The 14,079-nt window shown below is 61.0% G+C and carries 14 protein-coding genes; 7 read left to right on the top strand and 7 right to left on the bottom strand.

Annotated features, from left to right (window positions below):
- Positions 1-154: 154 nt before the first annotated feature.
- On the top strand, positions 155-1,723 hold the full coding sequence (locus QLG10_RS01155; protein WP_282485282.1) for a SulP family inorganic anion transporter: 1,569 nt from the start codon (positions 155-157) through the stop codon (positions 1,721-1,723).
- Positions 1,724-1,843: 120 nt separating this feature from the next.
- Here the strand turns inward: QLG10_RS01155 and aroE are convergent, their stop codons facing one another.
- Together aroE and hemF are read right to left on the bottom strand one after the other, a co-directional pair.
- Complete coding sequence (gene aroE / locus QLG10_RS01150; RefSeq protein ID WP_110748392.1) at positions 1,844-2,665, bottom strand: shikimate dehydrogenase; 822 nt, start codon at positions 2,663-2,665, stop codon at positions 1,844-1,846.
- 13 nt (positions 2,666-2,678) lie between these two features.
- On the bottom strand, positions 2,679-3,593 hold the full coding sequence (gene hemF / locus QLG10_RS01145) for an oxygen-dependent coproporphyrinogen oxidase (RefSeq protein ID WP_282485281.1): 915 nt from the start codon (positions 3,591-3,593) through the stop codon (positions 2,679-2,681).
- A gap of 162 nt (positions 3,594-3,755) precedes the next feature.
- On the opposite strand from hemF, the gene QLG10_RS01140 reads away from it, so the two are divergent.
- Complete coding sequence (locus tag QLG10_RS01140; protein WP_020798006.1) at positions 3,756-4,733, top strand: NADPH:quinone reductase; 978 nt, start codon at positions 3,756-3,758, stop codon at positions 4,731-4,733.
- Between the two features lie 95 nt (positions 4,734-4,828).
- On the opposite strand, the gene QLG10_RS01135 is transcribed toward QLG10_RS01140, so the two are convergent.
- The 3 genes from QLG10_RS01135 to QLG10_RS01125 form a co-directional block, all read right to left on the bottom strand.
- A complete protein-coding gene (locus tag QLG10_RS01135) occupies positions 4,829-5,386 on the bottom strand; it encodes an L-threonylcarbamoyladenylate synthase (protein WP_020798005.1) in 558 nt (185 codons plus the stop codon).
- Between the two features lie 54 nt (positions 5,387-5,440).
- Complete coding sequence (gene dprA / locus QLG10_RS01130) at positions 5,441-6,547, bottom strand: DNA-processing protein DprA (protein ID WP_110748386.1); 1,107 nt, start codon at positions 6,545-6,547, stop codon at positions 5,441-5,443.
- Positions 6,548-6,627: 80 nt separating this feature from the next.
- On the bottom strand, positions 6,628-7,653 hold the full coding sequence (locus tag QLG10_RS01125; protein ID WP_282485280.1) for a LysM domain-containing protein: 1,026 nt from the start codon (positions 7,651-7,653) through the stop codon (positions 6,628-6,630).
- Between the two features lie 175 nt (positions 7,654-7,828).
- Between QLG10_RS01125 and def the strand changes: the two genes are divergently transcribed.
- From def to QLG10_RS01100, 5 genes are all read left to right on the top strand, one after another.
- Positions 7,829-8,335 carry a peptide deformylase gene (gene def, locus QLG10_RS01120; RefSeq protein WP_008064647.1) on the top strand — a complete coding sequence of 169 codons (507 nt, stop codon included), beginning with the start codon at positions 7,829-7,831 and terminating at the stop codon, positions 8,333-8,335.
- Positions 8,336-8,404: 69 nt separating this feature from the next.
- Positions 8,405-9,364, top strand: coding sequence for a methionyl-tRNA formyltransferase (gene fmt, locus QLG10_RS01115; protein WP_110748380.1), 960 nt, complete (start codon positions 8,405-8,407; stop codon positions 9,362-9,364).
- The gene (gene rsmB / locus QLG10_RS01110) at positions 9,361-10,671 is read left to right on the top strand and encodes a 16S rRNA (cytosine(967)-C(5))-methyltransferase RsmB (RefSeq protein ID WP_110748377.1); all 1,311 of its coding nucleotides are present in this window, start codon (positions 9,361-9,363) and stop codon (positions 10,669-10,671) included. Before fmt ends, rsmB begins: the two co-directional genes overlap by 4 nt.
- 22 nt (positions 10,672-10,693) lie before the next feature.
- Positions 10,694-12,067: a Trk system potassium transporter TrkA gene (gene trkA / locus QLG10_RS01105; RefSeq protein WP_020798000.1), complete on the top strand. Its 1,374-nt coding sequence runs from the start codon at positions 10,694-10,696 to the stop codon at positions 12,065-12,067.
- A 117-nt stretch (positions 12,068-12,184) separates the two neighbouring features.
- Positions 12,185-12,499: a tetratricopeptide repeat protein gene (locus QLG10_RS01100; RefSeq protein WP_020797999.1), complete on the top strand. Its 315-nt coding sequence runs from the start codon at positions 12,185-12,187 to the stop codon at positions 12,497-12,499.
- 25 nt (positions 12,500-12,524) lie between these two features.
- On the opposite strand, the gene QLG10_RS01095 is transcribed toward QLG10_RS01100, so the two are convergent.
- Positions 12,525-13,412, bottom strand: a complete 888-nt coding sequence (locus QLG10_RS01095) for a lysophospholipid acyltransferase (RefSeq protein WP_110748374.1) — start codon at positions 13,410-13,412, stop codon at positions 12,525-12,527.
- A 40-nt stretch (positions 13,413-13,452) separates the two neighbouring features.
- Positions 13,453-14,010 carry a DNA-3-methyladenine glycosylase I gene (tag, locus tag QLG10_RS01090; protein ID WP_033045429.1) on the bottom strand — a complete coding sequence of 186 codons (558 nt, stop codon included), beginning with the start codon at positions 14,008-14,010 and terminating at the stop codon, positions 13,453-13,455.
- Positions 14,011-14,079 lie beyond the last annotated feature (69 nt).

Genomic DNA, 14,079 nt, shown 5'->3' with positions numbered 1-14,079 from the left:
GTGGCGAGGGGATTTATCCCCGCTGGGCCGCGAAGCGGCCCCAAAGCATGCAATTAATTAACGACTGCTTCGCAGCCGAACGGGGATAAATCCCCTCGCCACATGGATTGCGTCGTCCTGATACCCTTGTGCAAAACCCAATCCGAGAGGACCCATGGCCCTTCCCAGCCGCCATTCACTCTTCCCATTCCTCACATGGTTACCCAGGCAAACCCGCGCCAGCGTCGGTCGTGACCTGATCGTCGGCCTCAGTGGCGCGATTCTCGCGTTGCCGCAATCCATCGCCTACGCGCTGATTGCCGGCCTCCCACCGGAATACGGCTTGTATGCGGCGATCATCCCGGTGTTGATCGCTTGCCTGTGGGGCTCGTCGTGGCATTTGATCTGCGGTCCGACGGCGGCCATTTCCATCGTCCTGTACGCCAGCGTCAGTCCCCTGGCCATTCCTGCAACGCAGGACTACGTCACCGTGATCCTGTTGCTGACCCTTCTGGCAGGGATTTTCCAGTGGCTGCTGGGGTTGCTGCGCTTTGGTGCGCTGGTCAATTTCGTCTCTCATTCGGTGGTGCTTGGCTTCACCCTTGGCGCGGCGGTGGTCATTGCCGTCGGCCAGTTGCCCAACTTGCTGGGGCTGGAGCTGCCCAGCCAAGCCACCGCACTGGACAGTTTCATCACACTGACCGCACACCTGGGTGAAGTGGATAAACCTTCGCTCATTCTCGGATTGGCCACCGTGGCGGTCGGCTTGATCCTCAAGCTGTGCTTGCCGCGCTGGCCGACGCTGCTGATTACCCTGGTGCTGGCTGCCGTGCTGGTCTGGCTCTGGCCCTCCATGTTCGGTCACGTAAAGTTGGTGAGCGCCTTCACCGGTAAGCTACCGCCTTTTAGCCCATTGCCGTTGGACCTCGACCTGATCCTGCGCCTGTTGCCCAGTGCCGTGGCGGTCGGAATGCTCGGGCTGGTCACCAGCCTGTCGATTGCCCGTTCGCTGTCGGCGCGCTCGCAACAGTTGCTCGACGCCAATCAGGAAGTCCGGGCCCAAGGTTTGTCCAATATTGCCGGCGCGTTTTTTTCCGGATCGCTGTCGGCCGGCTCCTTCACTCGTTCAGGCCTGAGCTACGAAGCGGGGGCCTGTTCGCCGTTGGCGGGAGTCTTTTCGGCTTTGTGGGTAGCGTTGTTCGCCGTTTTCGGTGCCAGTCTGATCGCACGCATTCCCATCCCGGCCATGGCCGGCAGTATTTTGCTGATCGCCTGGGGCCTGGTGGACCATCGTGGCATTCGGGCGTTGCTACGGGTCAGCCGCGCCGAGTTCGTGGTCATGGGCCTGACCTGTGTCGCCACGCTGCTGCTGGAACTGCAGACAGCGATCTATGCCGGGGTGCTGGCATCGCTGTTCTTTTACCTCAAGCGCACCTCGCAACCAAGGGTGCAGCATTTGCGTGACGGCGATGAAGACATTCTGCGGGTCGGGGGCTCGATCTTTTTCGGCGCAAGCCACTACCTGCAAGTTCGCCTGCAGCGAATGCAGGGTGCACGCGTGGTGATCGAGGCGCAGCAGATCAACTTCATCGACTATTCAGGGGTTGAGATGCTGCATCAGGAAGCACGGCGGTTACTGCGCCAGGACCGCAGCCTGACCCTGCGCCGGGCTCGGCCGCAGGTGGTGGATGAATTGAGGAAGCTGGAAGGGGCAGAGAAATGCCCGATCCGGTTTGAAGACTGAAACAACCTGATACGTGTAGGAGCGAGCCTGCTCGCGATGGACGTCAACGATAACGCGTGCATTCAGGATGCATGCGTTGTCCTTGGGTTCTTCGCGAGCAGGCTCGCTCCTACAGGGGGCTTACGCAGCCAGTTGCCGACGAAGCTCGGCCAACACCGGCGCCGTATCCGGACGGACCCCGCGCCACAGGAAGAAGGCTTCCGCCGCCTGCTCGGCCAGCATCCCCAGCCCATCCATCGACACCGCCGCGCCATGCTCGCTGGCCCAACGGCAAAACGAGGTCGGCTCCTTGCCGTACATCATGTCGTAGCACACCGTCTTGCCCGGTTCGATCAGGCTGGCGGCAATCGGCGGCACATCGCCCGACAGACTCGCGGACGTCGCATTGATGATCAGGTCTACCGACTCTTGCAGCCAGTCATAACCACTGGCCGATACCGGGCCCAGATCGCAGAACAGTTCGGCCAGCAACTCGGCTTTGTCCACCGTACGGTTGGCGATGACCACCGACGCCGGTTGCTCAGCCAACAACGGCTCCAACGCACCGCGCACTGCGCCACCGGCACCGAGCAGCAGGATGCGCTTGCCCTTGAGGCTGAACCCGGCATTGACCGTCAGGTCCCGTACCAGGCCAGCACCGTCGGTGTTATCGCCCAGCAAACTGCCATCTTCCAGCTTGCTCAGTGTGTTCACCGCGCCGGCCCGCTGTGCCCGCGCCGTGAGGTTGTCGGCCAGGCGATAAGCCTCTTCCTTGAATGGCACTGTCACATTCGCACCACGGCCTTCGAGGAAAAACGCCCGGGCACAGCTCGAAAAATCATCGAGTGGCGCCAGTGAAGTGCTGTAGTCGAGTTTCTGCCCGGTCTGCTCGGCGAACAGACGATGAATCAACGGCGATTTGCTGTGGCCAATCGGGTTACCGAATACGACGTAACGGTCCATCTGGATTCCTCGTTCAGGCCTTGGCCAACCAATCGCGATCTTGCAGGAAATACTCAGTCAGGCGCGCTTCTTCGCTGCCAGGCTCGGCTTTCCAGTCGTAACCCCAGCGGACTTGCGGTGGCAGCGACATGAGAATCGACTCGGTGCGACCGCCCGATTGCAGCCCGAACAAGGTGCCACGGTCGTAGACCAGGTTGAATTCGACGTAACGCCCACGACGGTACTCCTGGAACTCCCGCTGCTTGGCGGTATAGGCGTCGTTTTTGCGGCGCTGCACGATGGGCAGGTACGCCTCGATGTAGGCGTCACCGATAGCACGCATGAACGCGAAGCTGGTGTCGAAATCCCACTCATTCAGGTCATCGAAAAACAAGCCGCCGATTCCCCGCGGTTCGTGGCGATGCTTGATGTAGAAGTAGCTGTCGCACCAGGCCTTGTAACGCGGGTAGACGTCCGCACCGAAAGGCGCACAGGCCTGTTCGGCGACGCGGTGCCAGTGCACGCAATCTTCTTCATTGCCGTAGTACGGTGTCAGGTCGAAGCCGCCGCCAAACCACCAGACCGGCTCTTCACCTTCTTTTTCGGCGATGAAAAACCGCACGTTGCCGTGGGAAGTCGGTACATGCGGGTTGTGCGGGTGGATCACCAGCGATACACCCAGGGCCTCGAAACCGCGTCCGGCCAGTTCCGGCCGGTGGGCACTGGCCGACGGTGGCAAACCGCTGCCGAAGACGTGGGAAAAGTTGACGCCGCCTTTTTCGATGACCGCGCCATTTTCGACCACTCGGGTGCGTCCGCCACCGCCGGCAGGCCGGGTCCAGGCGTCTTCGACGAAGCGCGTACCGCCGTCTTCGGCCTCCAGGGCAGCGCAAATACGGTCTTGCAGATCGAGCAGGTAGGCTTTAACGGCCTCGGTGCGGGTAGTCATGGCATCACCTTGGATCGGGCAAAGCTACGCGGCGCTCCACAGGAGCCAGCCTGCGCAAATGGGCGCGTAGCATACCACCGCCGAAGCGCTCGTCGCAGTTGACGCAGATCACGCTTCGCAGTCCCATAGGTCGCTTGGTAAAACAATCTCAGGAGAGTGCAGATGGCAAAGCGTATCCAGTTCCGTGCCCACGGTGGCCCCGAAGTGCTTGAGTATGTCGATTATCAGCCCTCCGAGCCCGGCCCGCAGCAGGTCCGCGTGACCAACAAGGCCATCGGCCTGAACTTCATCGACACCTATTACCGCAGCGGCCTTTATCCGCCACCGGCTCTGCCATCGGGGGTCGGTTCGGAAGGCGCGGGCGTTGTCGAAGCGGTCGGTAGCGAAGTGACCCGATTCAAGGTCGGCGATCGCGTGGCTTACGGCAGTGGCCCGTTGGGTGCCTACAGCGAGGTCCACGTCTTGCCCGAGGCCAACCTGGTACACCTTCCGGACGCCATCAGTTTCGAGCAGGCTGCGGGTGTGATGCTCAAGGGCCTGACCGTGCAGTACCTGCTGCGCCAGACCTATGAACTCAAGGGGGGCGAGACCATCCTGTTCCACGCCGCTGCCGGTGGCGTCGGTTCCCTGGCCTGCCAATGGGCCAAGGCCTTGGGCGTGAAGTTGATCGGCACCGTGAGCTCGGCGCAGAAAGCCGCGCTGGCCAAGGCCAATGGTGCCTGGGCGACCATCGACTACAGCCATGAAAACGTCGCGCAACGCGTACTGGAATTGACTGACGGCAAAAAGGTCCCGGTGGTGTACGACGGCGTCGGCAAGGACACTTGGCTGACCTCTCTGGACTGCGCGGCGCCCCGTGGGCTGGTCGTGAGCTTCGGCAATGCGTCCGGGGCGGTGGACGGGGTGAACCTGGGGATTCTGGCGGGGAAAGGCTCGTTGTACGTCACTCGCCCGACGCTGGCGACCTACGCCAATAACGCGGAAAACCTGCAGCGTATGGCCGATGAACTGTTCGAGATGATCATCAGCGGCAAAGTGAAGGTGGATATCAGCCAGCGTTATCCATTGGCGGACGCAGCGAAGGCGCAGACCGAGTTGTCCGCGCGGCGTACGACCGGATCGGTCATTTTATTGCCTTGAAGGCCTCTTCGCGAGCAAGCCCGCTCCTACAGGTTTTGTGTCGATCACAGAACCCTGTAGGAGCTGGCTTGCCAGCGAAGAACGATGACGCGGTATCAGTCCGGGCGCACAACATGCCCGGTCGCCAGATCCCGGATAACACTCGGGTTCTTGCGCCCACCCAGGTTCCCACCCAACACCAGATCAACCTGACCACGGAAATACTGCTCCACGCGAATCCGCGTGCGCGCTGCCGGCCGGCCCTGGGGGTTGGCGGACGTCGACACCAACGGCCCGACCAGTGCGCACAATTCCCGCACCTGCGGGTGATCGCTGACCCGCAGCGCCACCGTTTCATGCACGCCGGTAATCCACTGCGGCAGCATGTTCTGATGCGGCACCAACCAGGTGTTCGGCCCCGGCCAGGTGCTGGCCATGCGATCCATCCACAGCTCGGGAAAATCGTCAAAGAGGAAGTCGAACTGGCGGATATTGTCGGCCACCAGTATCAGGCCCTTGTCCACGGACCGCCCCTTGATCAGCAGCAAACGATCCACTGCCTCTTCATCCCACGGGTCGCAACCCAGACCCCAGACAGCTTCGGTTGGGTAGGCAATCACCGCCCCTGCGCGAATTGCTCGTGCGGCTTGCTGCACACGCCAACTGTTGACCATGAAAAATTCTCCAGAATAAGGCTCTGCGCAGTTTACCGATCTTCCTCGTAAAACCTAGCTTACCCGCGCAAACCAGCGCCCGTTTTCGCAGACTGCGCGGCCATCCATTTCCAGCTCCGTCAACGTCGCCAGGACCTTGGGCAAGGTCCAACCGCTGGCATCGGCCAGTGCTTCACTGGTGTGGGGGGCCGCGTGGAGCAGTACAAGTAGCGGATGACTCGTTACGGTCGCGAGTGTTTCTGTTGAAAACGGTAGCTGCTGCCAGCCGCGCAAGGCTTCGAGGATATGCTCGATGGTTTCCACCAGCACGGCGCCGTCGCGGATCAACTGATGGCAACCGCGAGCACCGGGATGATGAATCGACCCTGGAATCGCATACACCTCGCGCCCCTGTTCCGCCGCCAGCCTGGCCGTGATCAACGAACCACTGGCAACACTGGCTTCAACCACCAGCACGCCGAGGGACAAACCGCTGATGATCCGGTTGCGTCGGGGGAAGTTGCTGGCGCTCGGAGCGGCGTCCAGCGGAAACTCCGAGAGCACCGCGCTGCCCGATGCGATCATTGCGTCCGCCAGGCGCCGATTACGCTGTGGATAAAAATTTTCGAGGCCCGTGCCAAGTACCCCGACCGTTCGCCCACCAACATCCAGTGCCGCCTGGTGCGCGGCTGCATCGATCCCCAAGGCCAGACCGCTGGTAATGACAAACCCGGCACCCGCCAGGCTGCGAGAAAACGCGGCAGCGGTGTCCATGCCTGGCCGTGAAGCACGACGACTGCCGACCATCGCCAACTGCGGTTTTTCCAGGATCTGTGGATCGCCCGCCACGAACAACAACGGTGGCGCGTCGCTGATTTGCGCCAGCAGCGCCGGGTAGTCGGGCTGGTCCCACATCAGTAAATGCTGGTCCTGACGCTCTATCCAGGCCAATGCGTGGCTGGCTCCGTCACGAATTTCAGGGGCGCGCCGGGCCTCGCCACACACCTGCGGCAAGCCCAACGCTCGCCACGCACTGGTGGGTGCACTGATGGCTTTGGACGCCGAACCGAAGGCTTCCAGCAATTTCCGGAAACGCGCCGGACCAAGTTCCGGTAACCGGTGCAGACGTAAACGTGCTTCCAGTTCCGCAGGGGAAACCGATGAAACAGCGGGTATCGACATGGATCATCCTTGATCGTTATGAGCCCCCATCGAAATGGGAATAAGCTGTGGATAACTCTGTTGGTAACTTGTGAAGTTCGCTAAGGATTCTGCACCTTGTCCAGCACCGCCAAAGAACGCGAGGCCTTCAGCACCAGTCCGTAGCTGAGCTTGTCGTAGGTGCGAAAAACCATCAGAAGACCGGCGCGTTCATCCGGAATTTTCAATGGCTGTCCGGTGATCCGGTCACGCACGGTTTCACCGGTTTTCATCACGACCAGGACATTCCCTTCGGCCAGGCCATCGCGTTTTCCCTTGTTCAAGGTGACTACGTCCAGCGCACCGATCTGCGTGACCCCGCGCGGTACATCGATGATCAGGCCATTGACCTGGGTGTCGGGAGCGCTGGGCATGAACGTCGAATTGATCGACCGTTCTTCGCCGCTGAACAGGCGGTCGCCGAGACGCACCTCCTGGGTGGTGCGTTGCAGCACCAGCGTCGCGACGTCACCTTCAGTGGCGACGATCTCACCACCGCCTATGTCATCGGCGTTGATGCCCAGGAATTCCTGGGTCTGCGGATCGGTGTAGACCTTGCCCTGACGAAAAATGCCATACACCGGTTGAGCCGGGTCGACGAGGCCGCGGGCGAAGATACGGTCGCCGGTGCCACTGAGTACGCGTTCGGCATCACCGGCAACGATATAAGGCGCCTTGTCGAAATCCTCGGCGTTGTCGACGATGCGGTTACTCAGCAAAAAGCTGTTGATCGATTTCAGCGGGATACTCGATATGGCGTCGGCCACAGGGCTGCTGCGCACCCGTGGCGAAAGCTTAATGGTGCCTCGCGAGGTGCCGCGGGTGAGGGTCAGTCGTGGTTGGCCGTTGAGGTAGACCAGCGATAGCGTATCCCCGGGGTAGATGAGGTTCGGGTTTTCAACCTGTGGATTGACCTGCCAGAGTTGCGGCCACTGCCAGGGCTCACGCAGGTACTTACCCGATATGTCCCAAAGTGTGTCGCCCGCGGCGACGGTGTACTGCTGTGGAAACCCCTCCCGAAGTTGCACTTGCCCATGCGCAAAACCTGCCGAGGCCAGAAGGAGCAGGGCGAGTAGTGATTTCCTCATGCGATGAATCCCTTTATTATGTATGTTCGCGTGAAACGCCAGAGCCCTCGGTGGCTCGCTCCCCGCTTGCTTATGAAAAGAAGGGAGCTACGTTTTACAACGGTAGCCTGCATCTTCTCTGGAGCAGCCAGGCCATCGACCCGACTTTACTTCACACGTGCAGTAATCAGAGCTTATGGCCATTTTAAACATCCTCGAATTCCCTGACCCGCGCCTGCGTACGATCGCCAAGACAGTGACCGTAGTGGACGACGAAGTGCGTCAGCTGGTCGATGATATGTTTGAAACAATGTATGAAGCGCCAGGCATCGGCCTCGCCGCGACCCAGGTCAACGTGCACAAACGTATCGTCGTGATGGACCTCTCCGAAGACCGCACCGAACCACGGGTGTTCATCAACCCCGAGTTCGAGCCCCTGACCGACGAGATGGAGCAATACCAGGAAGGCTGCCTCTCGGTGCCGGGTTTCTACGAAAACGTCGATCGCCCGCAAAAGGTCAAGGTCAAGGCCCTGGACCGCGATGGCCAGCCATACGAACTGATCGCCGAAGGCCTGCTCGCCGTTTGCATCCAGCACGAATGCGACCACCTCAACGGCAAATTGTTCGTCGACTACCTGTCCACGCTCAAACGTGACCGTATCAAGAAGAAACTGGAAAAACTTCATCGCCAGAACGCTTGATGCCCCTCTTCAAAGGCTTGCCGCGGCAAGCCTTTTTCTTTTCAAGATGCTTTGTAATCGAGAGCTTTCATGACTGAGCCACTGCGCATTGTCTTTGCCGGCACCCCGGAATTCGCCGCCGAACACCTCAAGGCCCTGCTCGACAGCCCTTACGAGATCGTTGCGGTCTACACACAGCCGGATCGTCCGGCGGGGCGTGGGCAAAAGCTGATGCCGAGCCCGGTCAAGCAACTCGCCCTTGAAAACAATATTGCGGTATTGCAACCCCCGACCTTGCGCAATGCCGACGCCCAGGCCGAATTGGCCGCACTGAAGCCGGACTTGATGGTGGTGGTTGCCTACGGCCTGATCCTGCCGCAAGTGGTACTGGATATTCCGCGCTTGGGTTGCATCAATAGCCACGCTTCCCTGCTGCCTCGCTGGCGCGGTGCGGCGCCGATCCAGCGTGCCGTCGAAGCCGGTGACAGCGAAAGCGGCGTGACGGTGATGCGCATGGAAGCCGGCCTCGACACCGGGCCGATGCTGCTCAAAGTCATCACGCCGATCAGCGCCCAGGATACCGGTGGCAGCCTGCACGACCGTCTGGCCGAAATGGGTCCGCCCGCCGTGCTCCAGGCGATTGCCGGCCTCGCCGCCGGTACGCTGGAAGGTGAAGTGCAGGACGACAGCCTGGCCACCTACGCACACAAATTGAACAAGGATGAGGCGCGCATCGACTGGACGCGGCCAGCAGTTGAGCTGGAGCGTCTGGTTCGCGCTTTCAATCCTTGGCCGATCACCCACAGCACACTGAACGGCGAAGCGCTGAAAGTGCTGGCGGCGAACGTGGCCGAAGGGCAGGGGACAGCGGGTGAAATTCTTGCTGCCAGCAAAGACGGGCTGATCGTTGCCTGCGGTCAGCAGGCCCTGTGCCTGACCCGCCTGCAATTGCCCGGTGGCAAGGCGCTGAACTTCAGCGACCTGTTCAACAGCCGTCGTGAGAAATTCGCCATCGGCACCGTCCTCGGTCAAGCGGTGGACGCTCAATGAACCCGCGTTTGGCCGCCGCCAAGGCACTCGCCGCTGTCCTGAGCGGCAAAGCTTCGCTCAACAGTTCATTGCCGACACAACTGGACAAAGTCGAAGACCGTGATCGCGGTTTCACCCAGGATCTGGCGTTTGGCACCGCTCGCTGGCAGCCGCGCTTATCGGCGCTGGCGGCCAAGCTGCTGCAGAAACCGTTCAAGGCTGCCGACGCCGATGTTGAAGCGCTCTTGCTGGTGGGCCTCTACCAACTGCTCTACACCCGAGTCCCTCCCCACGCCGCGATCGGCGAAACCGTGGGTTGCGCCGACAAGCTGAAAAAACCTTGGGCCAAGGCCTTGCTCAATGCCGTACTGCGCCGCGCGCAACGGGAAAGCGAAACCCTGTTGAGCGAGCTGGAGCACGACCCCGTAGTGCGTACCGCTCACCCGCGCTGGCTGCAAAAGTCGCTCAAAGCTTTTTGGCCCGAACAGTGGGAAGCCATTTGCAAGGCGAATAACGCGCACCCACCCATGATCCTACGGGTCAACCGCCGCCATCACAGCCGTGAGGCCTACCTTGGCCTGCTCAGTGAAGCGGGTATCGCCGCCAATGCATGCGTTTACAGCCGCGACGGCATCATCCTCGATGCAGCCGCCGACGTGCGCAGCCTGCCAGGCTTCGCCGAAGGGTGGATCAGCGTGCAGGACGAAGCGGCACAACTGGCTGCCGATTTGCTGGACCTGGCGCCGGGCCAACGCGTGCTCGACGCTTGCTGTGCACCCGGCGGCAAGACCTGCCATATCCTCGAAGCCGAACCCAAACTGGCCGGCGTCGTCGCCGTGGACCTTGAAGCCAAACGCCTGGTGCGGGTGCGCGAGAACCTCGAACGCCTGAAATTGAGTGCTGAACTGATCGCCGCCGACGGCCGCGACACCGCCACCTGGTGGGACGGCAAGCCCTTCCAGCGCATCCTCCTCGATGCACCGTGCTCGGCCACCGGCGTGATTCGCCGCCACCCGGACATCAAGCTGACGCGCCAGGCCGATGACATCGCCGCGTTGGCGTTGCTGCAAGGAGAATTGCTGGACGCCCTGTGGATGACACTGGAAGTCGGCGGCATTCTGCTCTATGCCACCTGTTCCACGCTGCCGACCGAAAACACCGAAGTGATCGAGGCCTTCCTCGCTCGCACCCCGGGTGCCCGCGAACTGGACTTGGCCACGACGGCCGGGATCAAGCAGCCCCATGGTCGGCAACTGCTCGCCCAGGAAGGCGGCCACGACGGGTTCTATTACGCAAAGCTGATCAAGATCGCCGCCGCACGCGGCTAAACGGATTCAACGGAGTGACTGGATGAAAATCATCATCCTCGGAGCGGGGCAGGTCGGCGGTTCGCTGGCGGAGCACCTGGCAAGCGAAGCGAATGACATTACCGTGGTCGACACCGATGGCGAACGCTTGCGTGACCTCGGCGACCGGCTGGATATCCGTACGGTACAAGGCCGCGGTTCGCTGCCCAGTATTCTGCGCCAGGCTGGCGCCGATGATGCCGACATGCTGGTCGCCGTGACCAGCAGCGATGAAACCAATATGGTGGCCTGCCAGGTTGCCCATACCCTGTTTCATACACCGACCAAGATCGCCCGCGTGCGTGAAGCGGCGTACCTGACCCGCAACGAATTGTTCGACAACGAAGCGATCCCGGTGGATGTGCTGATCAGCCCCGAGCAAGTGGTCACCAACTACATCAAGCGCCTGATCCAGCATCCGGGCGCCTTGCAGGTGATCGACTTCGCCGAGGGCAAGGCGCAGTTGGTTGCGGTGCGGGCCTATTACGGCGGGCCGCTGGTGGGTCAGCAACTGCGCCAGCTGCGTGAACACATGCCGAATGTCGAAACCCGCGTGGCCGCCATTTTCCGTCGCGACCGACCGATCCTGCCCCAGGGCGATACGGTGATCGAAGCGGATGACGAAGTATTTTTCATCGCCGCCCGGGCGAATATTCGCGCGGTCATGAGTGAAATGCGCCGTCTCGACGAGACCTACAAGCGCATCGTCATCGCCGGTGGCGGGCAAATCGGCGAACGCCTGGCCGAAGCCATTGAAAGCCGTTACCAAGTGAAGATCATCGAGATGAACCCGGCACGCTGCCGGCATCTCTCGGACACCCTCGACAGCACCGTGGTGTTGCAGGGCAGCGCCTCGGACCGTGACCTGCTGCTGGAAGAGAACATCGCCGACGCGGACATCTTCCTGGCCCTGACCAACGACGACGAGGCCAACATCATGTCGTCGCTGCTGGCCAAGCGCCTGGGGGCGAAGAAGGTGATGACCATCATCAATAACCCGGCCTACGTCGACCTGATCCAGGGCGGCGACATCGACATCGCCATCAGCCCGCAACTGGCAACCATCGGCACCTTGCTGGCACACGTGCGGCGCGGCGATATCGTCAGCGTGCACTCACTGCGCCGCGGCGCTGCGGAAGCCATCGAGGCCATTGCCCACGGCGACGCGAAATCGAGCAAGGTGATCGGCAAGGCCATCGAAAACATCGGCTTGCCACCGGGCACGACGATTGGTGCGATTATTCGCGATGAAGAGGTCATTATCGCGCACGATGACACCGTGATCGCCGCCGGTGACCATGTGATCCTGTTCCTTGTGGATAAAAAGCATATTCGCGATGTGGAAAAGCTGTTCCACGTCGGGTTGAGCTTCTTCTGAACCTTTAGGACGCCTTCGCTGGCAAGCCAGCTCCTACAGAGGATCGCGCATAACCTGTAGGAGCCGGCATGCCGGCGAAGGCGATATCGAAAACGACACCTATTCGGAGTTTATTCCATGATCGAATCCCTGGAAAAAATGCTCGCCAAGGGTGTGGATAACTCATTGCTGCGCTTCGGCCTGGGCAAGGGTTACCTGGATCTCGGGGAAAACGCCAAGGCCGTCGAGCATTTCCAGCGTTGCGTTGAGATCGATCCGAAGTACTCGGCCGCCTGGAAGCTGTTAGGCAAGGCTCATCTGGCGCTGGCGGATGTCGCGGCTGCGCGACAAGCCTGGGAGAAAGGCCTGGAAGCCGCCCGAAACCACGGCGACAAACAGGCCGAAAAAGAAATGACAGTGTTTCTGAAGAAACTCGACCGTCAGGCGCACTGACTGCAGATAGCGCAAGCCATCCGGTTCAGTACCAGCGTTCTTCACCCGCAGGACGCTTCTTGAAGCGCTTCATGCTCCACATGTACTGGCTCGGATACGCCCTCACATAGCGCTCGACGACCTGGCTCATGGCTGCGCAAGAAGTGGCGGTATCGGTGCTGTACATGGCCTCGGGCGCGGCTTCCAGGATCACCTTGTAGCCCGAACCGTCCGGCAACCGCAACGCATGCAGGAACACGCCCACCGCTTTGCCACCGGCGAGCATGTTCGGCACAAACTTGCTGGTCAGCGCCTGTACGGCGAAGAACGGCACGAAGATCCCCGCGGATTCGGCCGGTTCCGGGTCGGCTGGAATACCCACCGCACCCCCTCTGCGCACTTCCTTGATCACGCTGAGGATGCCTTCCTTGGTGGAAGCGGCCACCTTGTTGCCCAGTTGAACCCGTTGCTTTTGCAGCAACTCATCCACCGCCTTCAATTTTGGCGGGCGATAGAAAATGATCGGTTTGCACTGGCTGCAGTAGAAGTGGTTGAGCACTTCCCAGTTGCCCAGGTGACTGGTAATACCCACCACGCCTTTGCCGGAGGCGAGGGCGTCTTTCAATACGTCGAGGCCTTCCACCTCGCGGACCAGGTCGATGGAGCGCTGGGCCGGCCAGATCCAGGCACAGGCGCTTTCAGTCAGGGACTTGCCAATGTCCCGCAAGCTCTGGCCCACCAGGTGCTCACGCTCGGCGGGGTCCATGTCGGGAAAGCACTTGGACAAATTGATCCGCACCACATCGCGGGAACGGTTCGGGGTTTTCCACATGACCCAGCCTATCGCCGAGCCCACGGCTTGAACGGCCCGCCACGGAAGCAGGGCAAACAGCCGCAGAGCGCCTACCAGCAAGGCGCCTTTCAACTTATCCACAGGTCACTCCTGATCTTGTGCTGTGCGCGAGGCGGCCATTCTAACCGCCGTTGACCAGCATCGCGTAGCGATCGCAATCGCGGGTGTGGTCCATGACCATGCCCGATGCCTGCATCAGTGCGTAGCAAATGGTCGGGCCAACGAAGGTGAACCCGGCCTTTTTCAAGCCTTTGCTCATCTCCACTGCCTCGGGTGTGATCGCCGGCACTTCGCTGCGATCCTTGAAATGATTGATCTTCGGCACACCGCCGACAAAGGACCAGAGAAACGCCACCGGATCCTCCAGTGCCATCCAGGCCTGGGCATTGCGTCGGGCCGCGTTAAGCTTGAGGCGATTGCGGATGATCCCCGGGTCGAGCATCAGTTCATCGATTTCCGCGTCGCTCATCTGCGCCACGCGCTGGACGTCGAAGCCGTACATCACCCGGCGATAATGCTCGCGCTTGCGCAGCACGGTGATCCAGGAAAGGCCGGCCTGGAACCCTTCGAGCAAAAGCAACTCGAACAATGCCTGCGCATCGCGTAGCGGCGTGCCCCACTCCTGATCGTGATAGGCCATGTACAGCGGATCTTCGGTACACCAAAAGCAGCGTGGCATAGGGCTCCAGGGGGCGTGCGCAGCAACGAATCGGGTATACTCCCGCTCTTTAAATCGCAGCCCAAGAAA

The sequence above is a fragment of the Pseudomonas sp. V98_8 genome (genome assembly GCF_029967975.1).
Lineage (GTDB): Bacteria > Pseudomonadota > Gammaproteobacteria > Pseudomonadales > Pseudomonadaceae > Aquipseudomonas > Aquipseudomonas umsongensis.
Note: the sequence above shows the minus strand (reverse complement) of the source record. Positions and strands in the feature narration are given on the sequence as shown.

Bases quoted from the DNA above. Each gene is read 5' to 3' on its own strand.
- QLG10_RS01155 (WP_282485282.1), top strand. From the start codon at position 155: ATGGCCCTTCCCAGCCGCCATTCACTCTTCCCATTCCTCACATGGTTA.
- aroE (WP_110748392.1), bottom strand. From the start codon at position 2,665: ATGGACCGTTACGTCGTATTCGGTAACCCGATTGGCCACAGCAAATCG.
- hemF (WP_282485281.1), bottom strand. From the start codon at position 3,593: ATGACTACCCGCACCGAGGCCGTTAAAGCCTACCTGCTCGATCTGCAA.
- QLG10_RS01140 (WP_020798006.1), top strand. From the start codon at position 3,756: ATGGCAAAGCGTATCCAGTTCCGTGCCCACGGTGGCCCCGAAGTGCTT.
- QLG10_RS01135 (WP_020798005.1), bottom strand. From the start codon at position 5,386: ATGGTCAACAGTTGGCGTGTGCAGCAAGCCGCACGAGCAATTCGCGCA.
- dprA (WP_110748386.1), bottom strand. From the start codon at position 6,547: ATGTCGATACCCGCTGTTTCATCGGTTTCCCCTGCGGAACTGGAAGCA.
- QLG10_RS01125 (WP_282485280.1), bottom strand. From the start codon at position 7,653: ATGAGGAAATCACTACTCGCCCTGCTCCTTCTGGCCTCGGCAGGTTTT.
- def (WP_008064647.1), top strand. From the start codon at position 7,829: ATGGCCATTTTAAACATCCTCGAATTCCCTGACCCGCGCCTGCGTACG.
- fmt (WP_110748380.1), top strand. From the start codon at position 8,405: ATGACTGAGCCACTGCGCATTGTCTTTGCCGGCACCCCGGAATTCGCC.
- rsmB (WP_110748377.1), top strand. From the start codon at position 9,361: ATGAACCCGCGTTTGGCCGCCGCCAAGGCACTCGCCGCTGTCCTGAGC.
- trkA (WP_020798000.1), top strand. From the start codon at position 10,694: ATGAAAATCATCATCCTCGGAGCGGGGCAGGTCGGCGGTTCGCTGGCG.
- QLG10_RS01100 (WP_020797999.1), top strand. From the start codon at position 12,185: ATGATCGAATCCCTGGAAAAAATGCTCGCCAAGGGTGTGGATAACTCA.
- tag (WP_033045429.1), bottom strand. From the start codon at position 14,010: ATGCCACGCTGCTTTTGGTGTACCGAAGATCCGCTGTACATGGCCTAT.